Below are 23,621 nucleotides of genomic sequence, written 5' to 3'. Positions count from 1 at the left end.
CTACCGCGCGATCCCTTTCGTGGCCGCTACGCGCCCGCGAGGCTGCGCCAAGGTCCGCAGGACCTTCTTGCGATCTTCAGGCGATCCCGCCCGCGGCAGCGGCTATAAGCCATGGTGGCGATAAAAGGTTGAACCGCGCTGGCGGCAAACGGTCAAGTGATCAAAGCGGCATCGCGCCCCGCGTGCCGCCGCCGATCGGATCCATTGCGAGGGGATTGCTTGATCACTTCATCTGCGTTGCTCAACGAAAAGGCCAGCATCGGCATCGAAGGCCTGGACGACATTCTCAACGGCGGCCTGTCCCGCAGCCACGTATTCCTGCTGGAGGGCGAGCCTGGCACGGGCAAGACCACCATCGCCCTGCACTTTTTGCGGGCCGGGGCCCAGGCCGGTGAGCGCTGCCTGTACATCACCCTGTCGGAAACCGAGCGCGAACTGCGCCAGGGCGCCCAGTCCCATGGCTGGGAGCTGGACGACAATATCCATATCTTCGAGCTGACCCCACCGGAGAGCCTGCTCGATACCGAACACCAGCAAAGCCTGCTGTATTCCTCGGATCTGGAACTGGGAGAAGCCACGAGGCAGATCTTCGAGGTGGTGGAACGGGTCAAGCCGACCCGGGTGGTGGTGGACAGCCTCTCGGAGATCCGCTTGCTGGCGCAGAACTCCCTGCGTTATCGCCGCCAGATCCTGGCGATCAAGCACTACTTCGTGCGCTACGACGCCACCGTCCTGCTGCTGGACGACCTGACCAGCGACACCCTGGACAAGACCGTGCACAGCGTGGCCCATGGAGTGATCCGCCTGGAAGAACTGACGCCAAGCTACGGCTCCGAACGCCGGCGTATCCGGATAATGAAGTACCGCGGCCAGAAGTATCGCGGCGGCTACCATGACTTCACCATCCTGGGCGGCGGCGTGCATGTATTCCCGCGCCTGGTGGCGGCCGAGCACCGCAGCGGCTACCAGCGCGGCACCTTGACCAGCGGCATCGCCGAACTGGACTCCCTGCTCGGCGGCGGGATAGCCAGCGGTTCCAGCACCCTGATCCTCGGCCCGGCCGGCACCGGCAAGTCGTTGCTGGCGCTGATCTTCGCCACCGCCGCCGTGGCCCGGGGCGAAAAGGCCGCGCTGTTCATCTTCGATGAAGAACTGGGGCTCTTGTTCGAGCGCATGACCAAGCTGGGCATCGACCTGCAAGCCCTGCGCGACAGCGGCAACCTGGTGATCGAACAGGTGGACGCCGCCGAGCTGACGCCAGGCGAGCTGTCGCACCGGGTGCGGCGCTGCGTCGACCATGGCCAGATCAAGACCGTGGTGATCGACAGCATCAATGGCTACCAGGCGGCGATGCCCGAGGAGAACGCCCTGGTACTGCATATGCACGAGCTATTGCTGTACCTCAACCGCCAGGGCGCGGCGACCTTCATGACCGTGGCCCAGCATGGCCTGGTGGGCGACATGCAAGCCCCGGTGGACATCACCTACCTGGCCGATACGGTGATCCTGCTGCGCTACTTCGAAGCCCTGGGCAAGGTGCGCCGAGCCATCTCGATCATCAAGAAACGCACTGGCAGCCACGAATCGACCATCCGCGAATACCGCATCAGCGGCCAGGGCCTGACCATCGGCGAGCCCCTGGAGGCCTTCCAGGGCGTACTGCGTGGTGTGCCCAACTACCAGGGCGAGGACAAGCCATTGCTCAAGGACGAGGTGCCATGATCCTGGGCCCGGCCTTTTCCGAACGGGCCCTGGTGCTAACGCCCCATGGCCGCGACAGCCAGCTGGCGCAGATGATGCTGAGCGAAGCCGGCGTCAGCAGCTTGATCACCCCGCATCTGGGTGCCCTGTGCGAAGAACTGGAGCAAGGCGCGGGGCTGGCGATCATCGCCGCCGAAGCCTTGCTGGGGGTCGACCTCGAGCCGTTGCTGCGCCATCTGGAACAGCAACCGGCCTGGTCGGACCTGCCCATTGTGTTGCTGACCCACCATGGCGGGCCGGAACAGAATCCGGCCGCCAGGTTCAGTACGCCGTTGGGCAATGTCAGCTTCCTCGAACGGCCGTTCCACCCCGCTACCCTGATCAGCCTGGTCAGTACCGCATTGCGTGGCCGGCGCCGCCAATACGAAGCCCGGGACCGGCTGATCGACCTGAGCCAGAGCGAGCTGCGCCTGCAACGCACCCTGGAAACCCTGGAACAGCAGGTGGAGGAACGCACCGCGCAGCTGCGGCATAACGAAGAAGCCCTGCGCCAGTCGCAGAAGATGGAAGCGGTCGGCCAGCTCACCGGCGGTATCGCCCATGACTTCAACAACATGCTCACCGGCATCATCGGCAGCCTGGAGCTGCTGCGCCGGCGCCTGGCCCGGGGCCGGACCGAGGACCTGGACAGCCTGATCGAACTTGGGGTGACCTCGGCCAACCGCGCCGCCGGCCTGACCCACCGTCTGCTGGCCTTCTCCCGGCGCCAATCGCTGGATGCCAAGCCCGTGGAGATGAATGCCCTGGTCAGCTCCATGGGCGAGCTGCTGCAACGCAGCCTCAGCGAGAACATCCGGCTGGAACTGCGCCTGTGCGAGCAGCTGTGGGTGGCCGAGGCCGACCCCAACCAGCTCGAGAGCGCCCTGCTCAACCTCGCGCTCAATGCCCGGGATGCCATGCCCAACGGTGGCCAGTTGCTGGTGGAGACCTGCAATCGCCAGCTGGACGCGGCCTTCACTCAGGCCCACGACAACCTCGAACCTGGCGACTACGTGGTGCTGCGGGTCAGCGACAACGGCTGCGGCATGCCCGAAGCCATCCTCAATCGAGTATTCGACCCCTTCTTCACCACCAAGCCTATCGGCCAGGGCACTGGCCTGGGGCTGTCGATGATCTATGGCTTCAGCAAGCAGTCCCACGGCCATGTGACCCTGGACAGTACCCAGGGCCAGGGCACCCAGGTCTGCCTGTACCTGCCGCGTTTTCGCGGTGACTCGGCCAGCGACGAACATCAGGTGGAGGAGCATGCGGTCGCCGCACAAAACGGCGAGACGGTCTTGATCGTCGAGGACGACCCGGCGGTGCGGGTGCTGGTCAGTACCGTGCTGGGCGAGTTGGGCTACCACTTCCTCGAGGCCGGCGACGCCCAGGGCGCCATGCCGATTCTCGATTCACCACAGCGCATCGACCTCCTGGTCAGCGACGTGGGCCTGCCAGGCATGAACGGCCGGCAACTGGCGGAAGTCGGGCGGCAATTGCGCCCACAGCTCAAGGTGCTGTTCATCACCGGCTACGCCGAGCATGCGGCGGTCCGGGGCGGTTTCCTCGACCCTGGCATGCAGCTGATCACCAAGCCGTTCACCTTCGACCTGCTGACCACCAAGGTGCGGGAAATGCTCCGCGAGTGAGGCCGGTTCAGGCCAGCAGCTGCTGGATCTGCTCGTGCAGGCTATTGAGGTCGAACGGCTTGGCCAGGATCGGCGCCTTGCGGGTGATGGGGCTATCGCACTCGAGGATTTCGTTGGGATAACCACTGATGAAGATCACCTTCAGGTCCGGGCGCAGCTTGACCGCGGGTTCGGCGATCATCACCCCGGTGATGCCACCCGGCAGCCGGTAATCGGTGACCATCAGGTCCAGGTTGGGCTTGGTGGCCAGGATCTCGAACGCCTGCTCGCCGTTCTCGGCCTGCAGCACCCGATAGCCCAGGCCCGACAGGTAGTCGGCCAGCAGCATCAGGATCACCGGTTCATCTTCGACGATCAGTACGACGTCTTGTGCATCTTCACTCATGGAAAACCTTTGGTTCGGTCAATTACTGCAAGGAGCTGTTGGCGTTTGCCGACCTGCCCGCAGGCAAACGTCAGCAGCCACTGTACGACCATTGGCTCACGCAGAGGTTGCGTGGGCGTGACGCTTTTACGCACCAGTGGGCAATTCCACCTCCGCCAGGGGCAGCGCGACCCGGAACAGGGCGCCCTCGCCAATCCGGCTTTCGACGCTGATCGTGCCGCCGTGGGCAGTGACGATCTGCTCGGAAATGAACAGGCCCAGGCCCAGGCCCGCGGCCACATGGCTGGCGCTGACCCGCTCGAACTGCTGGAAGATGCGCCGCTGGTTGTCCTCGCTGATCCCGATCCCATGGTCCCTGACCTCGACCCGGGCCTCTCCCGCGTGACAGTAGACCCGCACCAGGATAGGGCTCTTGGCACCATAGCGCAGGGCGTTGGTCAGCAAGTTGGAAACCACCTGCTCGATACGAAACTCGTCCCAGTTGCCTTCCACCGGCGCCTCGGCATCCAGGCTCAGGGTGGACTGCGCCGCCTCCACCTGGGGCGCGAAGTTTTCCACCAGGCCCCGCACCAACTGCACCAGGTCGAAACGTGACGGGCGGATCGACAACTTGCCGGTACGAATTCGCGAGATATCCAGCATGTCCTCGATCAGGCGGATCAGGCTCTTGATCTGCCGTTCGTCGCGATCGACCATGGCGTGCATCTTGTCCAGGCTGAAGGCTGCGGCATTGTCCCGGGCCAGGTGCATCTTGCGCAGCTGGGTCTCGAGGATCAGGCCATTGAGCGGGGTACGCACTTCGTGGGCGACGATCGACATGAAGTCATCGCGCATGCGCACGGCCTGTTCCAACTCGTTCTGGGTGGACTGCAATTGCCTGAGCAGGGCCTCCTGCTCGCGCCGGCTCTGCTCCAGGGCCTCGACCTGCTGCTTCATGGCCTTGCTCTGGCGGTACAGGTCGACGAACACATTGACCTTGCTCTTGACCGCGTGGATGTCCAGGGGCTTGTGCAGGAAGTCCACCGCCCCGCTCTCGTAGCCCTTGAAGGCATAGTTGAGCTCGCGCCCGGCGGCACTGACGAAGATGATGGGGATGTTCTTGGTCTTCTCGGTGCCGCGCATCAGTTCCGCCAGCTCGAAGCCGTTCATGCCCGGCATCTGCACATCGAGGATGGCCATGGCGAACTCATGCTGGAGCAACAGCGACAAGGCCTCGTCGGCCGACAGCGCCTTGTACACCTGGCGGTCCTCGCGCTTGATCAGCGCCTCCAGGGCCAGCAGGTTTTCCGGCAGATCGTCGACGATCAGCAACTTGGCTTGGATATTACTTAACATGCGATTGGTTCCAGCTCGGCCAGCAGCAAGCTGATACCGCGCAAAGGGAGGATATGGTCCGGCTGGTGCAGGGCCAGTGCAGCATCGGGCATGGTCGAGACATGGGCCTCGTCGGGGTCCTGGACGATGGTCAGGCCGCCCTGGCGCTTGACCTCGGCCAGCCCGGCGGCCCCGTCCTGGTTGGCCCCGGTCAGCAGCACGGCGGCCAGGTGCTCGCCATAGGCATCGGCGGCGGACTCGAACAGGTAGTCTATGGATGGACGCGAATGGTGGATCCGCTCCTCCTGGCTCAGGGACAGGCTGCGGTCCTGCTCCACCGACAGGTGGTAGCCGGGGGCCGCGAAATACAGGGTGCCCGGCACGATCTGTTCCTTGTCGTCGGCTTCCTTGACTCGCAACGACAGGCGCCGGTCGAACACTTCGGCCAATTGGCTGCGGCGCTCATCGGGCAGGTGCAGGACCACGATCACCGGCAGGCGAAACCCGCGACCCAAGCCGCCGAACAGGCTAAGCAAGGCTTCGACGCCGCCAGCGGAAGCTCCCACCACCACGGCCTCGATCTGTGGCCGGGGATTGGTACTACGGATGTCCTGGCTCATGACTTGCGGTAGATCCGTTCTTGTTTGACCAAGGGCTCGAAATGCTTGGCATAGGCGGAGAAGTCCAGGGTCTCCTTGCTGCCCAGCACCAGAAAACCACGGTGGCAAAGGGACTCGTGAAACAACCCGAAAGCCCGATCCTGAAGCCTTTTATTGAAATAAATCAATACGTTACGGCAAGAAATCAAATGCGTCTCGGAAAATACGCTGTCGGTGGCCAGGCTGTGGTCGGCGAAGGTCACGTTCTCGCGCAGGCTCTTGTCGAAGATCGCGTAGTCGTAGGCCGCGGTGTAGTAGTCGGCGAATGAACGCTTGCCGCCGGCACGCTGGTAGTTGTGGGTATAGGCCCGCACGTTCTCCAGGGAGAAGATGCCCTGCTTGGCCTTTTCCAGGGAGCTGGGGTTGATGTCCGTGGCATAGATGATGGTGCGCTCCAGCAGCCCCTCCTCGCGCAACAGGATGGCCATGGAGTAGACCTCCTCACCGGTGCTGCACCCGGCGATCCAGATCTTCAGCGACGGATAGGTCCTGAGCAGCGGCACCACTTCCTGGCGGATAGCCAGGAAATGCGAGGGGTCGCGAAACATCTCGCTGACCGGGATGGTCAGGAACTGCAGCAACTGCATGAACGCGGTCGGGTCGTGCAGGACCCGTTCCTGCAAGGCGGAAATGGTCTTGCAGTCGAACTGGCGCAAGGCATGTTGCACCCGGCGCTTGATCGAGGCGCCGGAGTAATCGCGAAAGTCGTAGCTGTATTTGAGGTAGATAGCTTCGATCAACAGACGCAGTTCGATCTCGGTATTGCGCTCCACTAAATTCTTTCCATCTTGGGTAGCCACACGCGGATAAGTGAAAACAACCGGTCGAGATCGATGGGCTTGGCCAGGTAGTCGTTGGCGCCGGCCTGCAGGCAACGCTCCTGGTCGTCCTTCATGGCCTTGGCGGTGACGGCGATGATCGGCAGCTTGCGCCAGCGCGGATCCTTGCGGATCTGCGCCGTGGCCTCGAAACCGTCCATCTCCGGCATCATCACGTCCATCAGTACCAAATCGATATCCTCGACCTCGTTGAGCCTTGCGATGGCTTCCAGGCCGTTACGGCCGATCACCACCACCGCGCCCTTGTGTTCTAGGGCGCTGGTCAGGGCGAAGATGTTGCGCACGTCATCGTCCACCAGGAGGATCTTGCGCCCCTCGAACACCTTGTCGCGGCTGCGGGCGGTCTTGAGCATCTTCTGCCGTTCATGGGACAACTGGGATTCGACTTTGTGCAGAAAAAGCGTCACTTCGTCCAGCAGGCGCTCCGGTGAACGCGCGCCCTTGATGATGATCGAGCGCGAATACTTGCGCAGCTCGGCCTCTTCGTCGCGGGTCAGGTTGCGCCCGGTGTAGACGATCACCGGCGGGAAGGAACAGATGTCCTCGGTGGACATGCGCTTGAGCAGGTCGTTGCCCAGCATGTCCGGCAGCTTGAGGTCGATGACCATGCAGTCGTAGATGTTCTCGCGCAGCAGCTCCAGGGCGTCCTGGGCCAGGCCCACGGCGGTGATCTCGATATCGTCGTCGCCGATCAGCCGGGCGATGCTGTCGCGCTGCAGATCGTCGTCCTCCACCAGCAGCACGCGCTTGACCTTCTGGGTCAGCTTGGCCTCCAGGCGGGCGAACACGTCCTTGAGCTCCTCGCGGGTGGTGGGCTTGACCGCATAGCCCACCGCGCCCATGTGCATCGCCGCTTCCACCCGGTCCTCGACCGAGATCACGTGCACCGGGATGTGCCGGGTCTGCGGATGCTCCTTGAGCCGCTGCAGCACGGTCAGGCCGGAGTGGTCGGGCAGGCGCATGTCCAGAAGGATCGCATCGGGGATGAACTGCGTGGCCAGGCCGTAGCCTTCGTCGGCGCCGTGGGCCACCAGGCACTGGTAGCCCAGCTCGTGGGCCAGGTCGAAGAGGATATGGGCGAAGTTGGCTTCATCCTCCACCACCAGGATGCTGCGGCCGCTGAACGGCGCCTTGTCCCGGTCGTCGGCGAAACGCGGGATCGGGGCAAGCTCCACCGCCACCTCCGGCATCGCTTGCGGCGGTTGTGCCACGGCCACCGGCGCAATGGCAGCAGGTTCCGCCGGGAGCACCGGCGACTCGGCATCGTAGTGCTCCGGCAACACCAGGGTGAAGATGCTGCCGCGCCCCGGCTCGCTGCTGACGCTGATGGAGCCCCCCAGCAGGTTGGCCAGGTCGCGGGAAATGGACAGGCCCAGGCCGGTGCCGCCATAACGCCGGTTGGTGGTGCCATCGGCCTGGCGGAAGGCTTCGAAGATGCTTTCCTGCTGGTCCTGGGCGATGCCGATCCCGGAGTCCTGCACGGCGAAGGCGATCCCGGCACCGGGGTGGGCGGACACCGTCAGGCTGACCTGGCCCTGCTCGGTGAACTTGACGGCGTTGGACAGCAGGTTCTTGAGCACCTGCTCGACCCGCTGGCGATCGGTGAACAGCGTCTGCGGCGCCCCGGGTTGCAACTCGACGCGAAACTCCAGGCCTTTTTCCGCCGTCAGTGGCTGGAACAGGTTGCTCAAGCCCTCCACCAGGCGCGATACGCTGGCGTTCTCCGGGCGGACCTCGAGCTTGCCGGCCTCGACCTTGGAGATGTCCAGGATGTCGTTGATCAGGTTCAGCAGGTCGTTGCCCGCGGAATAGATCGACTCGGCGAACTTGACCTGCTCCTCGCTGAGGTTTTCCTGGGCGTTCTCGGCCAGGAGCTTGGCCAGGATCAGCGAACTGTTGAGCGGCGTGCGCAGCTCGTGGGACATGTTGGCAAGGAACTCGGACTTGTACTTGCTCGAGCGCTGCAGCTCTTCGGCGCGCTCCTGCAGCTCGATCTGCGCATCGTTGAGCTCGCTGTTCTTGCGGTCCATGGCATCGCGCTGCTCGGACAGCACCTGGGCCTGCTCCGCCAACTGTTCGTTGGTCTGCTCCAGCTCCACTTGCTGGGTTTCCAGGTGCGCCTGGGACTCCTTGAGAATCCGCGACTGTTCTTCCAGTTCCTCGTTGGCGGTCTTGAGCTCTTCCTGCTGGACCTGCAGCTCTTCGTTGAGCTGCTGGGTCTCGGCCAGCACTTCCTGCAAGCGCTGGCGATAGCGCGCCGCCTCGATGGAGGTGCCGATGTTGCCGGCGATCAGTTCCAGGAACTCGATATCGCGCTCGCCCAGCTCACGCAGGAAGCCCAGCTCGACCACCCCGTTGACCCGCCCATCATCATGGGTCGGCACCACCAGCACGCTGCGGGGCAGGCCCTCGCCCAGGCCGGAGCTGACCTTGAAGTAATCGACCGGCACCTCGTCCAGGCGAATCACCCGCTTGTGCTGGGCCGCCTGGCCCACCAGGCCTTCGTCGCTGTACAACGCCTGGCCCTGGTCCTCCTGCTCGCGGGAAAAGCCATAGGCCGCCACGCGCTTGAGACCGCCGTGCTCCTCGCGCACATACAAGGCCGCCACCGCCGTCCCCAGGTACTGGGCGCAGAACTGCAAGACGTTGCGCCCCAGCAGGTTCAGGCTCAGTTGCCCCAGCATCTGTTCGGCCAGCTCGGTCTGGCCGCTGCGCAACCAGGCCTGGCGCTCCAGGCTGCGGGCACTGCGCAGTTCGGCCTCGAGGTTGTCGCTGTAGCTGCGCGACAGGGACAACAGGTCACGGCGCCCGACATAGGCCAGCAAGCCGCTGATGCCCACCACGAACAGCAGGTACAGGGCAACGCTGAAAATCGTGGTACGGCTGACGTTTTCATTACGCTGCTGGCGCAGTTGCTGCTCCATGGCCACCGCGTCGTCGTATTCCTTGCGGACCTCGTCGGTCAGGCGCTTGCCGCGCCCGGCCTGCACCGCCTCGCGGTAGTCGCCGTTCTTGCGGCGCAGCTCGATCATGCCCTGGGCATAGTTGTTCCATTCCAGTTGCAGGGCCTCGATGCGCCGGATCCGGTCCACCTGCTGCGGGTTGTCCGCCACCAGTTCCTGCAAGCCGCGCAGCTCGCTGATGATGCGCGGCTTGGCCACTTCGTAGGGATCGAGGAAATGTTCGTTGCCGGTGATCAGGAAGCCGCGCATGCCGGTTTCCAGGTCGATGGTCAGGCGCGCGGCCTCGTTGAAGTTGTTGATCACCCGGTCGGTGTGCTGCACCCACTGGATCACCGACAGCAGGTAGGTGATCAAGGACACGAAAAACACCGCACTGAGTACGCCCACGCCAAGCGGCAGGCTGATGTTGCGGGTCAGCAGCTTGCGAAAACTCTGTTCATCAACCGAGGACGGACGAATCATTGGATGGACCTTGGCACTGGTGAAAAGAAGGAAGTTTGCCCCACATTCGGCCATCGCAGCTATTTTTTATAACCTGCATGCCGGTAATCTGGGATTTGCCCTGCCGTAGCACAATAGAAGCGGTTATTCTTGCCGGCACTTGTACAAGCGATTTTTTTGTACAGCTTCGGGAACTTGTGACCTCGCGCCATTTACTGATGCACAGGGCCGCCTGCTGCGGTTCCACCGAATCCAACCCTTGAGAGTGCCCCTATGCCCGCTAGTGCCCCCACCATCCTAATCGTCGAAGACGATGCCATCGTGCGCATGCTGATCGTCGACGTCCTCGAAGAACTGGAATTTTCGGTGCTCGAGGCCGATGGCAGTGAGGCGGCGCTGGAACACTTGCAGGACCAGGAGCAAGCCATCGACTTGCTGATGACCGATGTCGGCCTGCCGGGCATGAACGGCCGGGAGCTGGCCGAGCGCGCCCTGTTGCTGCGTCCCCGGTTACCGGTGCTGTTCGCCAGCGGTTATGCCGAGTCCATCGACGTACCCGGCGGCATGGCGGTGATCGGCAAGCCGTTCTCCATCGACCAACTGCGCGACAAGGTGCGCAGCATCCTCGGCTGAAACGGGTCTGCCCCCGGGGCTGTGGTTTAATGGCGGCCTTTTTTGCCCTCGCCCGCCAGGAACCCTATTCCATGCCCCTCACCGCCGCGACCAAGGTCCTGATCATTGGTTATGTCTGGCCCGAACCGCGCTCCTCGGCCGCCGGCGGGCACATGATGCAGATCCTGCAGTGCTTTCTCGACCAGGGCTGGGACCTGACCTTCAGCAGCCCGGCCAAGCCCGGCGAACACAAGGAAAACCTCGAGGCCCTGGGCATCCGCGAATGCCCGATCGAGCTGAACAACGCCAGCTTCGACCGCTTCGTCGCCGAGCTGGCGCCGGACATCGTGCTGTTCGACCAGTTCATGATGGAGGAGCAATTCGGCTGGCGCGTGGAGCAGCATTGCCCCGCGGCCGTTCGGGTCCTGGAGACCTCGGACCTGCAATGCCTGCGCCATGCCCGCCACCAGCGCCTCAAGGACCACCTGAACAGCGGCGCCGGGGACGACGATTTCAGCCCGCTGTTCGCCCGGGCCCAGGCGGACGAGTTCCGGCACATGGCCGAGACCGACCTGGCCAAGCGCGAGATCGCCGCCATCTACCGTTGCGACCTCAGCCTGATGATTTCCCAAGTGGAGATCCAACTGCTGCAGGAGCAGTTCCGCCTGCCGCCGGCGTTGCTGCACTGGTGCCCACTGATGCTCGACCCATGGCCCGAGGCCTGCGTGCCCTTCGAGCAACGCGCGCACTTCCTCAGCATCGGCAACTTCCGCCATGCACCGAACTGGGACGCCGTGCTCTGGATGAAAAGCCGCGTATGGCCGCTGATCCGCCAACAGCTACCCAACGCGCAACTGCAGCTGTACGGCGCCTATACCCCACCCAAGGCGGTGGCGCTGCATAACCCGGCCCAGGGCTTCCACATCATGAACTGGGCCGAAGATGCCTTGCAGGTGATGAGCGCCGCGCGCATCTGCCTGGCGCCGTTGCGCTTTGGCGCCGGAATCAAGGGCAAGCTGCTCGATGCCATGCTCTGCGGCACCCCCAGCGTGACCACGCCGATGGGTAGCGAATCCATGAACGAACCTGGCCTGCCCTGGCCCGGCATGGTCGCCGAATCCGCCAGTGCCCTGGCGACGGCGGCAGTGCGCCTGTACCAGGACCAGGCCCTGTGGCAACAGGCCCAGACCGATGGCATGCAACTGCTAGAGGCCCGTTACCGGCGGCAAGTCCATGGCCCGGCCTTGATCCAGCGCCTGCAAGAATGCCGCGAGCATCTGGCCCAAGAGCGTCGGGACAACTTCACCGGCGCCATGTTGCGCCACCACCATCACAAGAGCACCCAGTACATGGCCCAATGGATCGAGGCCAAGAACCGCCCCTGACCCTTGGCCGCCGATAATGCAGCGCCGGCGGAAAGTCCCCGGCCAGCCGGCGTTTCGAGCCGTATTCGGGCGGTACATCCCCCTCTTCAACCAGGCTTCTTGCAGCACTGGGGCCTGAGTCCTTGCCCGTGCCTCCCGGCACTCCCCCTCGCTATCCGGCCTGCGGTCCTCAGCCATTGCCCAGCCAGCCGCGTGCCTATCAGGCACTGCGGTTCCCGATCCGGGACGACGGTCGTCGGCAAGACGTCATCGGCCGAGCCAAACCGACAAAGGCGTCTATTCTGAGAAGCGATCTCGTTCAGCTTCCATTCAGCAGTTGTCAATAATCTTCATTTAGCAATGAGTATCATTATGTTACAACTTAGCTCCCTACCTTGTTTCCCCGCGGGGGCTGAATGCTCGTTCCATTTCTGATCATGCTGCGCGAAGGGATCGAAGCCGCGCTCATCGTTGGCATCATCGCCAGCTACCTGCAACAGACCGGACGCGGCCAATGGATGCCCGCCGTGTGGATTGGCGTGTTCCTCGCCGCGGCCCTGGCCCTGCTGGTCGGCGGCGGGCTGGAGCTGGTGAGCGCCGAGTTCCCGCAGAAGCAACAGGAATTGTTCGAGGGCATCGTCGGCCTGGTGGCCGTGGGCATCCTCAGTTCGATGGTGTTCTGGATGCGCAAGGTCGCACGCTCCATCAAGCATTCCCTGCAAGCCTCCCTGGACCAGGCCCTGGCCGGCTCCCGGAACCAGCTCATTGCGCTGATCGCCATGGTGTTCTTCGCCGTCGCCCGCGAAGGCCTGGAAACCGTGTTCTTCCTGTTGGCGGTATTCCAGCAGAGCGAAGGCCCCGGCGCGCCCATCGGCGCCCTGCTGGGGCTGGTGGCGGCGATCATCGTCGGCTACCTGATCTATACCGGCAGCATGCGCCTGAACCTCGGCGCCTTTTTCCGCTGGACCGGACTGTTCATCCTGGTGGTGGCCGCCGGCATCCTCGCCAACTCGGTGCAGGCGCTACATGAGGCCGGGCTGTGGAACCACCTGCAGACCGTGCTCTTCGACTTCAGCGCCAGCCTGCCCATGGACAGCCCCCTGGGCTCGGTCCTGGCCGGCATGTTCGGCTACCAGGAGGCCCCCACCATCAGCACCCTGGGCGCCTACGTGCTGTACCTGGCGGTGACCCTGGTGCTGTTCTTCCTGCCCGGCGCCACGCCTGCCAAGGCGCCCAGCCCGTCGTCTTCCGTTTCCAGTCAGTAAGGTTCCCCATGACCCAGCAAGCCTCTCCCCAGGCCTCGCCGCCTCGCGCTCTGCGTTGGGCGGTTGCCGGTTCGGTGATCGTGATGGTCGCCGCCGGCGGGCTGTTCTACTACGCCTCGCAACTGGCGGCCAGCAAGCGCCAGGCCCACCAGGGCGAGATCACCGTGACCATCCACCCGCACAGCTGCGAGCCCAACGCGCTTACCGTGCCCGCCGGCCGCGCCAGCTTCCGCATCGTCAACCGCTCGGAGCGCGCCGTGGAGTGGGAAATCCTCGATGGCGTGCTGGTGGTCGAGGAGCGGGAAAACATCGCCCCGGGCCTGAGCCAGGTGATCAACGCCAACCTGCAGCCCGGCGACTACGCCATCACCTGCGGCTTGCTGAGCAATCCCCGGGGCACTCTGCACGTGACCCCTACCGCCGAGTCCGACGCCCAGGCCAAGGCCCGGCCGTCGCTGGTGGCCTTCGTCGGCCCGCTGTCGGAGTTTCGCGTCTACCTGAGCACCCAGGGCAGCGCCCTGGTCAAGGCGGTCGCGGCCTTGCAGCAAGCCATCGAGGCCGATGACCTGGCCCAGGCCCAGGCCCTCTACGTGCCAGCCCGCGCCGCCTACCAGCGCCTGGCTCCGGCCGCCCAGCGCCTGGCCGAGCTGGACAACGCCATCAATGCCCGCGCCGATTACTTCGAGCAACGCGAGCAAGACCCAGGCTTCACTGGTTTCCACCGCCTGGAGTACGGGCTGTTCCAGCGCCACGACCTCAAGGGCCTGGCCCCGGTGGCCCAGCGCCTGGCCCAGGATGTCGCCAGCCTCAAGCAGCAACTGCTGGCCCAGACCCTGCCGCCGGAACAACTGGTGGGCAGCGTCGCCCGCAACATGCGCAACCTGGCCGAGTTGCGCGCCATCAGCGGCGAGGAGGAACGCTACAGCCACAGCGACCTCAGCGGTTTCGCCGCCAACCTGGAGACCACGCGCAAGGTCGTCGACCTGCTGCGGCCCTTGCTGGCCAAGTCCGCCGCGCCGTTGCTGGTCCGGGTGGATGAGGCCGGCAACGCCCTGGGGGCGCGCCTGGACAACCTGCGCGACGGCTTCGGCTACCAGGACTACGACAAGGTCGACGCCGGCCAACGCCAAGAACTCGCCGACAAGGCCAAGGCCCTGGCCGACGCCCTCGATGGCATCGATCCCGCACTGGGCCTTTCGGGCCTGTAACCACACGAGTCCTGCGCAATGAACGATTCAGACCAGTCCAACCCTTCCTTCAGCGCACAGCGCCGGCGCGTGCTGCTGGGCATGGGCGCCGCCGGCGTGGCCCTGGCCGGCAGCAGCCTGGCCGGCCCGGCCATGGCCGAACAGGCGCCGGCCCAGGTGACCGTGGCACCCAGCAGCGACCAGACCCAAGAGCACAACGCCTTCCACGGCCAGCACCAGAGCGGCATCGTCACCGCGCGCCCCGCTGCCGGAATGATGGTGGCCTTCGATGTCCTGGCCAGCGACCGCGAGGACCTGGAGCGCCTGTTCCGCACCCTCAACGAGCGCATCGCGTTCCTCATGCAGGGCGGCCCGGTGCCCCAGGTCGATCCGAAGCTGCCGCCGCTGGACTCGGGCATCCTCGGCCCTGTGGTGACCCCGGACAACCTGACCATCACCGTCTCGGTGGGCGAGTCACTGTTCGACGAACGCTTCGGCCTGGCCGACGCCAAGCCCAAGCGCCTGGTGCGCATGGTGGGCTTTCCCAACGACGCCCTGGAACCGGCCTGCTGCCATGGCGACCTGAGTTTGCAGTTCTGCTCCAACACCGCCGACACCAACATCCATGCCCTGCGCGATATCGTGAAGAACCTGCCGGACCTGCTGCTGGTACGCTGGAAACAGGAAGGCAGCGTACCGCCCCAGGCCCCGGCCAAACCGGGCGAGCCGGCTCAGAGCGCGCGCAATTTCCTGGGCTTTCGCGATGGCTCGGCCAACCCCGACTCCAACGACCAGAAGGCCATGCAACAGATCGTCTGGGTCCAGCCCGGCAGCGACGAACCGGCCTGGGCCGCCCATGGCAGCTACCAGGCGGTGCGCATCATCCGCAATTTCGTCGAACGCTGGGACCGCACCCCGCTGCAAGAGCAGGAAAGCATCCTCGGCCGGATCAAGGCCAGCGGCGCGCCCATGGACGGCCAGCGGGAAAGCCAGGTCCCCGACTACGCGAAGGACCCCCATGGCAAGGTGACCAAGCTGGATGCCCACATCCGCCTGGCCAATCCGCGCACCGCCAAGACCCAGCAGAACCTGATCCTGCGCCGACCGTTCAACTACTCCAACGGCGTGAACAAGAACGGCCAGCTGGACATGGGCTTGCTGTTCATCTGCTACCAGGCGGACCTGGAAAAAGGCTTCATCACCGTGCAGAACCGGCTCAACGGCGAGCCCCTGGAGGAGTACCTCAAGCCCACCGGCGGTGGTTATTTCTTCACCCTGCCGGGAGTCACCGGCGAACAGGACTTCATCGGTCGCTCGCTACTCGCCGCCACGGCTGCCAAGGCCAATACCTGATCTGCCCCAACACAATAACCCCCACGGAAACGTCCCATGAAAAAGTCGCCTCTCGCTGTGTTGCTGACCCTTGGCTTGCTCCACGCTCCGCTGTCGGCACTGGCCGCCCCCGCGCCGCTGGAGCTGGTGGGGCCGATCTCCGACTACAAGATCTACGTCACCGAACAACTGGATGAACTGGCCAGCCATACCCAGCAGTTCACCGATGCGGTGAAGCAGGGCGACCTGGCCAAGGCCCGGCAGCTCTACGCACCGACCCGGGTCTACTACGAGTCGATCGAGCCGATCGCCGAGCTGTTCAGCGACCTGGACGCCTCCATCGACTCACGCGTCGACGACCACGAACAGGGAGTCAAGGCCGAGGACTTCACCGGTTTCCACCGCCTGGAATACTCGTTGTTCTCCGAGAACAGCACCCAGGGCCTGGGCGACCTGGCCGACCGCCTGAACAAGGACGTCAAGGACCTGCAGGCGCGCGTCGCTGGCTTGACCTTCCCACCGGAAAAAGTGGTCGGCGGGGCCGCTGCCCTGCTCGAGGAAGTGGCCGCGACCAAGATCTCCGGCGAGGAAGACCGCTACAGCCACACCGACCTCTATGACTTCCAGGGCAACATCGACGGGGCCAAGAAGATCGTCGACCTGTTCCGTCCGCAGATCGAGAAGCAGGACAAAGCCTTTGTCGCCAAGGTGGACAAGAACTTCGCCACCGTGAACAAGATCCTGGCCAAGTACAAGACCGCGGACGGCGGCTTCATGACCTACGACAAGGTCAAGGAGAACGACCGCAAGGCCCTGGTGGGTCCGGTCAATACCCTGGCCGAGGACCTCTCCACCCTGCGCGGCAAGCTGGGCCTGAACTGACTCCTCGGCCCCTGACGGGAACCGGCGTGCCGGTTCCTGCTCCATCGCTCCCCTCTCTTGCGCTGCAAATTAGGCCTGGGCAGCCGTGCGTTATCCCGATAACGTGCACGCCCCGATGTTCCTCATGGAAGACCCGCTATGCCCACTCCCGCCGCCTCCAGGCCCCTCTCGCTCTTGCCGCTGATGGCGGCCTACATGGCCTGCACCATGTCGATGATGGCCTTCGTCTCGCTGATCGGGCCGATTTCCCGGGTGCTGCACCTGCAAACCTGGCATGCCGGAGTGGCGGTGACCGTGGCCGGGGTGATCTGGGTCCTGCTGGCCCGTCCCTGGGGCCAGGCCAGCGATCGCTATGGCCGCCGCCGGGTGTTGCTGCTCGGGATCGCCGGCTTCACCCTGGCCTACTGGGCCCTGTGCCTGTTCATCGATATATCCCTGCGGACCTTGCCCAGTGTCGCCGTGGCCTTCGCCGGCCTGGTATTGGGCCGTGGCTTGATCGGTGCCTTCTATGCGGCAGTGCCAGTGGGCGGGTTCGCCCTGGTGGCCGACCACTTCGAACCCCAGCACCGGGCCCGGGCCATGGCCTCCCTGGGCGCGGCCAACGCCGTAGGCCTGGTGGTGGGGCCGGCCGCCGCCGCGCTGCTGGCCCGGCACAGCCTGAGCTTGCCCTTCTACGTCATGGCCATCCTGCCGCTGCTGGCGCTGGTGGTGATGCATCGACAACTGCCACGCCAGGAACTGCACCTGGCCCAGGCGCCGGGCCGGGTGCGCCTGAGCGATCCGCGGCTGGCCCGGCCAATGGTGGTGGCCTTCGTCGCCATGCTCTGCGTGACGCTGGCGCAGATCACCGTGAGCTTCTATGCCATGGATCGCCTGCAGATGAATTCCGCCGATGCGGCGCAGACCGCCGGGATCGCCCTGACCATGGTCGGCCTGGCCCTGATCTGCGCCCAACTGGTGGTGCGCAAGCTGGAATGGCCGCCACTGCGGATGATTCGCTTCGGCGCCCTGCTTTCCGCGGTGGGTTTTGTCGGGGCCATGCTGGTGGACAGTGCCTGGGGCCTGTGGTTGACCTTCTTCGTCTCGGCGGCCGGCATGGGTGGGGTGTTTCCCTCGTTCTCGGCCCTGGCAGCCAACTCGGTGCAGGCTTCGGAACAAGGCGCCACGGCCGGTAGCATTGGCGCCGCCCAGGGCATGGGCGCAGTGGTCGGGCCAATGGCCGGCACCTTGATCTACGCCATGGAGCCACGCCTGCCCTACCTGCTGGCGGCGCTGCTGCTGGCGTTGGTGGCGCTGTGGCCCTACCCGCCGAAGACAAGCTGATCCACTGGCCGCTGCCCCACGCCAATATCGACTTGCACAAAGGGCCTGTGGCCCTTTGTGCAACCTCGCTGGCTCGACAGCGGCCAGGGGTTGGAGCTTCGTGTAGCCCGCATGCCCCGCAGGGACACGGTGATACTCGCCGCCGGCAGGGCCTGGCGGCGACAGATCAGAGGATGCGGTACAGCAGGCGCTCGATACGCACGCGGCTGACCCGACGCAGGAACTTGCTCACCGCCTCCGGGTAGTCCGCCAGGCTGTCCAGGTGCTGGAAGTGCTCGATGCGCCGGGTATGGCGGTAGATATCTTCCAGCTCGGCACGCCGCGGCTCCAGCAACTCGCCCTTGGGATCGTCCAGCAGCAGGGCGTTTTCCAGGTCCAGGCGGAACGCCCGCGGATTGAGGTTGTTGCCGGTGAGCAAGGTATAGCGCTCGTCGATCCACAGCCCCTTGAGGTGATAGGTGTTGTCGCCGTCGCGCCACAGGTGCAGGTTCAACTGGCCATTGTCGATGAACTTCTGATAGCGCTTGGCGAAACGCCGCAGGCTGATTTCATACAGATAAGGCAGCGCGGCAATGACCTTGAACGGCTCGCTGGGCGGAATAAAGAAGTCGTTGGCGGTCTTGTCGCCGACGACGATATCGATCTTCACCCCACGCTCCAGGGCGCGATTGAGTTCGCGCACCACCGGCAACGGCAGGTTGAAGTACGGGGTGCAGATGGTCAGCTGGCGCTGGGCCCCGGCCATCAGTTCGCAGATCACCCGATTCAACCGATTGCCCTTGCCCACCCCGAGCAACGGGCTGACCGTCAGGCCGCTCTTGTCCAGGCTGCCGGCGGCGGTGTCGTAGGTCGCATGCTTGAGACGGCTGCGCAGGTCGCCGATATCGTTGCGCAGGCTGCGGGTGGTCGGTGGCTTGGGCAGGTCCAGGCGATGCACCGCCCGTGACTCCACCAGGCCGTGCTGCACCAGGTGGTGCATGGAGTCGGCCAGTTCGCGGTTATGCAACAGGTGATAACGGTCGAAGCGGTACTTGTCGAGCTTGTGCAGGTACACGTTGTTCAGGCTGGCGCCGCTGTAGAGCACGCTGTCGTCGATCACGAAGCCCTTGAGGTGCAACACCCCGAACAGCTCGCGGGTCTGCACCGGCACGCCGTAGATCGGGACCACGCTGGCATGGCTGCGGGTCATCTCCTGGTACCAGGCCGAGTTGCCCGGCTGCTTGCCGGCACCGATCAGGCCGCGCTGGGCACGCATCCAGTCCACCACGACCACCACGTCCAGTTCCGGACGGGCAGCCTTGGCGGCGTGCAGGGCTTCGAGGATTTCCTGGCCGGCTTCATCCTGCTGCAGGTACAAGGCGACGATATAGATGCGCCGGGTCGCCTGGGCAATCTGCTCCAGCAGGGTCTGACGAAATTGCGCAGCACCCCGCAGGGTGGCGAAGGCCTCGGCGGCCAGGGGGAAGCTGCGCAGCTTGGGTAGCAGGGTACGTTTGAAAAGCAACGGCATGGGCTCGCGGTGGCTCGAATCCGAAAGAGCGCAAGAGCTTACACCATGGACCGGGCGCAGTCCCCTGTCTGTCTCATATGACACTCAAACTGTCTGCACCGAAGGGACTTGGCGTCGCTCGGCGGCCAGTTCGCAACAACATATTGACCAAGGAGAACGATCGTTCTACTCTCTGCCACATGAACGAAATCACTCACTCCGAAACACGCGACATCATTCTCGATGTCACCGAGAAGTTGATCTATAAAAGTGGCATCGCCGCCACTGGCATGGATCTTCTGGTCAAGACCGCCGGCGTTTCGCGCAAGAGCATCTATCGCTACTTCGACAACAAGGAGCAGTTGGTGGTGGCCGCCCTCGAACGGCGCGACGAGCGCTGGATGCGCTGGTACCGCGGCGAGGTGGACAAGGCCCAGGGCTCGGCCCAGCGCCTGCTGGCACTGTTCAGCGTGCTCAAGGGCTGGTTCGCCAGCGAAGGCTTTCGTGGCTGCGCCTTCATCAACACCAGCGGTGAAACCGGTGATCCGCAAGACCCGGTACGCCAGGTAGCCCGCCGCCATAAACAGAAACTGCTCGACTACCTGCTCGAGCTCTGCCAGGAACATGGCGCAGCACATCCGGCACAACTGGCGGCGCAGCTGCTGGTGCTGATCGATGGCGCCATCACCGTTGCCCTGGTCATGGACGATCACAGTGCCGCCGATAATGCGCAATGCATGGCGCGTAAGTTATTGGACCTTTGATTACCCGCAACCTGAGCGACTTCTTAGTTGGAACAGCAACTTTCACTGGAGACAGGTCATGTCGTCTAACCCGCAAGTGCGTCCACCGCTTCCCCCCTTCACCCGCGAGTCGGCGATCGAGAAGATCCGCCTGGCCGAAGATGGCTGGAATTCCCGGGATCCGGAACGGGTATCCCTGGCCTATACCCTGGATACCCAATGGCGCAACCGCGCCGAATTCGCCCATAACCGCGAGGAGGCCAAGGCCTTTCTCAGCCGCAAGTGGGCCAAGGAACTGGACTACCGGCTGATCAAGGAACTCTGGACCTTCACCGACAACCGCATTGCCGTGCGCTACGCCTATGAATGGCACGACGACTCGGGCAACTGGTTCCGCTCCTATGGCAACGAGAACTGGGAGTTCGACGAACAGGGGCTGATGGCCCGGCGTTTCGCTTGCATCAACGACATGCCGATCAAGGCCAGCGAACGCAAGTTCCACTGGCCCCTGGGGCGGCGCCCGGACGATCACCCAGGCCTCTCGGAGCTGGGCCTGTAATCGCCACGACCTTGTAGCCGCTGCCGAGCTTGCGAGGCTGCGAGCGACAAGGCCGTCAGGCCTGCAATGCTCCAGAGCCCCTTGTGGCCCTGCGGGCCATGCGCAGCCTGCGGCAACGGCTACGCCCAGCACGCAGGGCCTTCAACGCCTCAGGCCGCGGCGTCCTGCCCGGCCTGGGCCTCCAGTTCGCGCACCAGGGGCAACACGCGACGGCCGAAATACTCCACTTCCTCCTGGAAGTGCAGGAAACCCGCCAGCACCAGGTCCACCCCCACGGCCTTGAGTTCGAGGATACGCCGGGCAATCTGCTCCGGCGTGCCGATCAGGTTGGTCTTGAAACCATCGTTGTACTGCACCAGGTCCTCGAAGCTCGACTTGGCCCAGTTGCCCTCGCCCTCCGGCGAAGCCTTGCCGGCCTGCCTGGCCGCATCGCCGAAGGCCCGGACCGCCTCCGGGTCGGCCTGGTCGATGATCTGCTGCAACACCGCCCGCGCCTCTTGCTCGGTATCCCGGGCGATCACGAAGGCATTCACCCCGATCTTCACCTGATGCTGGTTGGCCGCGGCCTTGGCGCGGATGTCCTCCACCTGGGCCTTGATCCCCTCTACGCTGTTGCCGTTGGTGAAGTACCAATCCGAGACCCTGGCGGCCATGTCCCGGGCCGCCCGGGAACTGCCGCCCTGGAAGATCTCGGGCTGGCCCAGGGGCTTGGGCTTGAGGCTGTAGTTGTCGAAACGGTAGAAATCGCCCCTGAAGGTGAAGTGATCCTCGCTCCACACCCCACGCAGGCAGCGGATGAATTCCTCGGAACGGCGATAGCGCTCGTCATGCTCCAGCCAATGCTCGCCGATGGCCTGGAACTCGCCCTTGAACCAGCCACTGACGATGTTCACCGCGATGCGACCTTCGGTCAGCTGGTCGATGGTCGCCAATTGCTTGGCCGCCAACGCCGGTTGCCAGGGCCCGGGCAGGATCGCCGCGATCACCTTGAGTTTGCTGGTGGCGGCCAGCAACGCATGGCTGAAAGCCACCGACTCATGCTGGTACTCGGCACCGTAGCCGGCGGTGAAGCGGATCTGCGTCAGGGCGTATTCGAAACCGGCGGCCTCGGCGATCTGCGCCAGCTTGCGGTTGTAGTCGATGCCCCAGTGGGTACGCTGCTCGATCTTGCTGACCACCAGGCCACCGCTGACATTGGGCACCCAATAGGCGAATTTCACGGATTGCTGACTCATGGTTCGGTCCTCGGGACTGGGAAAGGTACCCAGGCCCCGAGCAGCATATGTGCCAACCCCGCCACGGCCTCACATGGCGGCCACTGCGCGCCCGTGCGCAGCCTGCGGCAGCGACTGCACGAGCCTGCGCTCCATGGGTGGCTTTCACGGATCGGCACAGCGCGTGGGAAGTACCGAGGACAGCGATTTGTTGCTGGGCTGTTGCCAGGGCAACAGTTACCGCCGGACCGGGCACGGGCTCGGCCAGCAAAACCGCAGCCATGACAGTCGGCACGCTGTGTGCAATCACCAGCAGGACCTTTTGTCTTTTCCTGCAGATTGCGGAGCCTTGCCATGACCGAACACCAGGTGATCAATCCATTGTCCACGGGGGTCGACTACGAGCTCCTGGCCGAGCGCTTCCGGCCGATCTTCCAGCGTATCGCCGAGGGCGCGGTACAGCGTGAGCAGCAGCGCGAGCTGCCCTACGAACCCATCCGCTGGCTCAAGGAGGCGGGGTTCGGCGCGGTGCGGGTGCCAGTGGCCTACGGCGGCGCTGGCGCCTCCGTGCCCCAGCTGTTCCAGTTGCTGATCGAGCTGGCCGAGGCCGACGCCAACGTACCCCAGGCCCTGCGCGGGCACTTCGCCTTTGCCGAGGACCGGCTCAACGCCACCCCGGGTCCGGGGCGCGACCTGTGGTTCAAGCGGTTCGTCGAGGGCGACATCGTCGGCTGCGCCTGGACCGAGATCGGCGCGGTGGAGATCGGCCAAGTGCTGACCAAGGTCAGTCCGGACGGCGAGCACTGGCGGCTCGACGGCGAGAAGTTCTACAGCACCGGGAGCATCTTCTCCGACTGGATCGATGTCTACGCCCAGCGCAGCGACACCGGTGACAACGTGATCGCCGCCGTTCGCACCCGGCAGCCGGGCGTCGAGCAAAGCGACGACTGGGACGGTTTCGGCCAGCGCACCACCGGCAGCGGCACGGCGCGTTTCACCCAGGCCAGAGTGGAAGCCGGCAACGTCATCGACTTCGCCACTCGCTTCAAGTACCAGACCGCCTTCTACCAACTGGTCCTGCTGGCGACCCTGGCCGGCATCGGCCGCGCGGCGCTGCGCGATGTGGCCCATGAGGTACGGCAGCGCCAGCGCGTCTACAGCCATGGCAACGCGCCACAAGCCAGCGCCGATGCCCAGGTGCAGCAGGTGGTGGGCGAGATCGCCGCCCTGGTGTATGTCGCCGAAGCCGCCACCCTGCGGGCCGCCCAGCCGGCACAGCGTGCGTACCTGGCGCGGTTCGCCGGCGACCCGGAGCAGGAACAGGCAGCCAACCTGGCGGCGGAACTGGAGTCGGCCACGGCCCAGGTCGCCGTCACCGAACTGATCCAGCGTGCCACCAGTGAGCTGTTCAATGCCCTTGGGGCTTCGGATGTGCGCCGGGGCAAGGCCCTGGACCGCCATTGGCGTAATGCGCGAACCGTGTCATCGCACAATCCGGCGATCTACAAGGCGCGGATCGTCGGCGATTGGCAGATCAATGGCAACGAGCCGCCGTTCGCCTGGAAGGTCGGCAACGGCCCGAAAAGCTGAGGCGCTGCGCACGCATCAACGGTGGCAGCAGGACCTTGGTCGCAGTCGCGCTGCGGCGCGCGATGCAGGTA

At 64.7% G+C, this 23,621-nt stretch carries 19 protein-coding genes; 12 read left to right on the top strand and 7 right to left on the bottom strand.

The window, feature by feature from the left end; all coding sequences use genetic code 11:
• Positions 1 to 219 precede the first annotated feature (219 nt).
• Complete coding sequence (locus C4K40_RS13790) at positions 220 to 1,722, top strand: ATPase domain-containing protein (protein WP_053129203.1); 1,503 nt, start codon at positions 220 to 222, stop codon at positions 1,720 to 1,722.
• Positions 1,719 to 3,389 carry an ATP-binding protein gene (locus tag C4K40_RS13785; RefSeq protein WP_053129200.1) on the top strand — a complete coding sequence of 557 codons (1,671 nt, stop codon included), beginning with the start codon at positions 1,719 to 1,721 and terminating at the stop codon, positions 3,387 to 3,389. Before C4K40_RS13790 ends, C4K40_RS13785 begins: the two co-directional genes overlap by 4 nt.
• 7 nt (positions 3,390 to 3,396) lie before the next feature.
• Here C4K40_RS13785 and C4K40_RS13780 read toward each other — a convergent pair whose 3' ends face one another.
• The 5 genes from C4K40_RS13780 to C4K40_RS13760 form a co-directional block, all read right to left on the bottom strand.
• Positions 3,397 to 3,774 (bottom strand): response regulator, encoded by a 378-nt coding sequence (locus tag C4K40_RS13780; protein WP_053129197.1) that lies wholly within the window; start codon positions 3,772 to 3,774, stop codon positions 3,397 to 3,399.
• A gap of 126 nt (positions 3,775 to 3,900) precedes the next feature.
• A complete protein-coding gene (locus C4K40_RS13775; RefSeq protein ID WP_053129194.1) occupies positions 3,901 to 5,109 on the bottom strand; it encodes a hybrid sensor histidine kinase/response regulator in 1,209 nt (402 codons plus the stop codon).
• Positions 5,103 to 5,708 (bottom strand): chemotaxis protein CheB, encoded by a 606-nt coding sequence (locus tag C4K40_RS13770; RefSeq protein ID WP_053129191.1) that lies wholly within the window; start codon positions 5,706 to 5,708, stop codon positions 5,103 to 5,105. Before C4K40_RS13770 ends, C4K40_RS13775 begins: the two co-directional genes overlap by 7 nt.
• Complete coding sequence (locus tag C4K40_RS13765) at positions 5,705 to 6,520, bottom strand: protein-glutamate O-methyltransferase CheR (protein WP_053129189.1); 816 nt, start codon at positions 6,518 to 6,520, stop codon at positions 5,705 to 5,707. The genes C4K40_RS13770 and C4K40_RS13765 overlap by 4 nt, the downstream gene beginning before the upstream one ends.
• On the bottom strand, positions 6,520 to 10,011 hold the full coding sequence (locus tag C4K40_RS13760; RefSeq protein ID WP_053129187.1) for a response regulator: 3,492 nt from the start codon (positions 10,009 to 10,011) through the stop codon (positions 6,520 to 6,522). Before C4K40_RS13760 ends, C4K40_RS13765 begins: the two co-directional genes overlap by 1 nt.
• Before the next feature lie 252 nt (positions 10,012 to 10,263).
• On the opposite strand from C4K40_RS13760, the gene C4K40_RS13755 reads away from it, so the two are divergent.
• The 7 genes from C4K40_RS13755 (at position 10,264) to C4K40_RS13725 (ending at position 17,955) form a co-directional block, all read left to right on the top strand.
• The gene (locus C4K40_RS13755; protein WP_053129186.1) at positions 10,264 to 10,623 is read left to right on the top strand and encodes a response regulator; all 360 of its coding nucleotides are present in this window, start codon (positions 10,264 to 10,266) and stop codon (positions 10,621 to 10,623) included.
• Positions 10,624 to 10,694: 71 nt separating this feature from the next.
• Positions 10,695 to 11,987, top strand: coding sequence for a glycosyltransferase (locus C4K40_RS13750; RefSeq protein ID WP_053131305.1), 1,293 nt, complete (start codon positions 10,695 to 10,697; stop codon positions 11,985 to 11,987).
• A 395-nt stretch (positions 11,988 to 12,382) separates the two neighbouring features.
• A complete protein-coding gene (efeU, locus tag C4K40_RS13745; RefSeq protein ID WP_053129184.1) occupies positions 12,383 to 13,231 on the top strand; it encodes an iron uptake transporter permease EfeU in 849 nt (282 codons plus the stop codon).
• Between the two features lie 8 nt (positions 13,232 to 13,239).
• Positions 13,240 to 14,439, top strand: a complete 1,200-nt coding sequence (efeO, locus tag C4K40_RS13740) for an iron uptake system protein EfeO (protein ID WP_053129182.1) — start codon at positions 13,240 to 13,242, stop codon at positions 14,437 to 14,439.
• Between the two features lie 18 nt (positions 14,440 to 14,457).
• Positions 14,458 to 15,771 (top strand): iron uptake transporter deferrochelatase/peroxidase subunit, encoded by a 1,314-nt coding sequence (efeB, locus tag C4K40_RS13735; RefSeq protein ID WP_053129179.1) that lies wholly within the window; start codon positions 14,458 to 14,460, stop codon positions 15,769 to 15,771.
• A 36-nt stretch (positions 15,772 to 15,807) separates the two neighbouring features.
• Positions 15,808 to 16,632: an iron uptake system protein EfeO gene (gene efeO, locus C4K40_RS13730; RefSeq protein WP_022644256.1), complete on the top strand. Its 825-nt coding sequence runs from the start codon at positions 15,808 to 15,810 to the stop codon at positions 16,630 to 16,632.
• A 138-nt stretch (positions 16,633 to 16,770) separates the two neighbouring features.
• Entirely contained in the window at positions 16,771 to 17,955 is a 1,185-nt protein-coding gene (locus C4K40_RS13725) for an MFS transporter (protein WP_053129176.1), read from the top strand.
• A gap of 166 nt (positions 17,956 to 18,121) precedes the next feature.
• On the opposite strand, the gene pssA is transcribed toward C4K40_RS13725, so the two are convergent.
• Positions 18,122 to 19,465, bottom strand: coding sequence for a CDP-diacylglycerol--serine O-phosphatidyltransferase (pssA, locus tag C4K40_RS13720; RefSeq protein ID WP_022644253.1), 1,344 nt, complete (start codon positions 19,463 to 19,465; stop codon positions 18,122 to 18,124).
• Between the two features lie 179 nt (positions 19,466 to 19,644).
• Here pssA and C4K40_RS13715 point away from each other — a divergent pair, with 179 nt between their 5' ends.
• Positions 19,645 to 20,208 (top strand): TetR/AcrR family transcriptional regulator, encoded by a 564-nt coding sequence (locus C4K40_RS13715; RefSeq protein WP_053129172.1) that lies wholly within the window; start codon positions 19,645 to 19,647, stop codon positions 20,206 to 20,208.
• A 58-nt stretch (positions 20,209 to 20,266) separates the two neighbouring features.
• On the top strand, positions 20,267 to 20,746 hold the full coding sequence (locus C4K40_RS13710) for a nuclear transport factor 2 family protein (protein WP_022644251.1): 480 nt from the start codon (positions 20,267 to 20,269) through the stop codon (positions 20,744 to 20,746).
• Between the two features lie 149 nt (positions 20,747 to 20,895).
• On the opposite strand, the gene sfnG is transcribed toward C4K40_RS13710, so the two are convergent.
• Positions 20,896 to 21,981, bottom strand: a complete 1,086-nt coding sequence (gene sfnG, locus C4K40_RS13705) for a dimethylsulfone monooxygenase SfnG (protein ID WP_031321650.1) — start codon at positions 21,979 to 21,981, stop codon at positions 20,896 to 20,898.
• Between the two features lie 333 nt (positions 21,982 to 22,314).
• Here sfnG and C4K40_RS13700 point away from each other — a divergent pair, with 333 nt between their 5' ends.
• Positions 22,315 to 23,550, top strand: a complete 1,236-nt coding sequence (locus tag C4K40_RS13700; RefSeq protein WP_053129169.1) for an acyl-CoA dehydrogenase family protein — start codon at positions 22,315 to 22,317, stop codon at positions 23,548 to 23,550.
• The last annotated feature ends 71 nt before the right edge of the window (positions 23,551 to 23,621 follow it).

It is taken from the genome of Pseudomonas sp. CMR5c, assembly GCF_003850545.1.
GTDB lineage: Bacteria > Pseudomonadota > Gammaproteobacteria > Pseudomonadales > Pseudomonadaceae > Aquipseudomonas > Aquipseudomonas piscis.
The sequence above is the reverse complement of the archived record's forward strand: the minus strand, read 5'-3'. Positions and strand labels throughout refer to the sequence as shown.

Bases quoted from the DNA above. Each gene is read 5' to 3' on its own strand.
- C4K40_RS13775 (WP_053129194.1), bottom strand. From the start codon at position 5,109: ATGTTAAGTAATATCCAAGCCAAGTTGCTGATCGTCGACGATCTGCCG.
- C4K40_RS13715 (WP_053129172.1), top strand. From the start codon at position 19,645: ATGAACGAAATCACTCACTCCGAAACACGCGACATCATTCTCGATGTC.
- C4K40_RS13700 (WP_053129169.1), top strand. From the start codon at position 22,315: ATGACCGAACACCAGGTGATCAATCCATTGTCCACGGGGGTCGACTAC.
- pssA (WP_022644253.1), bottom strand. From the start codon at position 19,465: ATGCCGTTGCTTTTCAAACGTACCCTGCTACCCAAGCTGCGCAGCTTC.
- efeO (WP_053129182.1), top strand. From the start codon at position 13,240: ATGACCCAGCAAGCCTCTCCCCAGGCCTCGCCGCCTCGCGCTCTGCGT.
- efeB (WP_053129179.1), top strand. From the start codon at position 14,458: ATGAACGATTCAGACCAGTCCAACCCTTCCTTCAGCGCACAGCGCCGG.
- efeU (WP_053129184.1), top strand. From the start codon at position 12,383: ATGCTCGTTCCATTTCTGATCATGCTGCGCGAAGGGATCGAAGCCGCG.
- C4K40_RS13785 (WP_053129200.1), top strand. From the start codon at position 1,719: ATGATCCTGGGCCCGGCCTTTTCCGAACGGGCCCTGGTGCTAACGCCC.
- C4K40_RS13725 (WP_053129176.1), top strand. From the start codon at position 16,771: ATGCCCACTCCCGCCGCCTCCAGGCCCCTCTCGCTCTTGCCGCTGATG.
- C4K40_RS13710 (WP_022644251.1), top strand. From the start codon at position 20,267: ATGTCGTCTAACCCGCAAGTGCGTCCACCGCTTCCCCCCTTCACCCGC.
- C4K40_RS13760 (WP_053129187.1), bottom strand. From the start codon at position 10,011: ATGATTCGTCCGTCCTCGGTTGATGAACAGAGTTTTCGCAAGCTGCTG.
- C4K40_RS13755 (WP_053129186.1), top strand. From the start codon at position 10,264: ATGCCCGCTAGTGCCCCCACCATCCTAATCGTCGAAGACGATGCCATC.
- sfnG (WP_031321650.1), bottom strand. From the start codon at position 21,981: ATGAGTCAGCAATCCGTGAAATTCGCCTATTGGGTGCCCAATGTCAGC.
- efeO (WP_022644256.1), top strand. From the start codon at position 15,808: ATGAAAAAGTCGCCTCTCGCTGTGTTGCTGACCCTTGGCTTGCTCCAC.
- C4K40_RS13770 (WP_053129191.1), bottom strand. From the start codon at position 5,708: ATGAGCCAGGACATCCGTAGTACCAATCCCCGGCCACAGATCGAGGCC.
- C4K40_RS13750 (WP_053131305.1), top strand. From the start codon at position 10,695: ATGCCCCTCACCGCCGCGACCAAGGTCCTGATCATTGGTTATGTCTGG.
- C4K40_RS13780 (WP_053129197.1), bottom strand. From the start codon at position 3,774: ATGAGTGAAGATGCACAAGACGTCGTACTGATCGTCGAAGATGAACCG.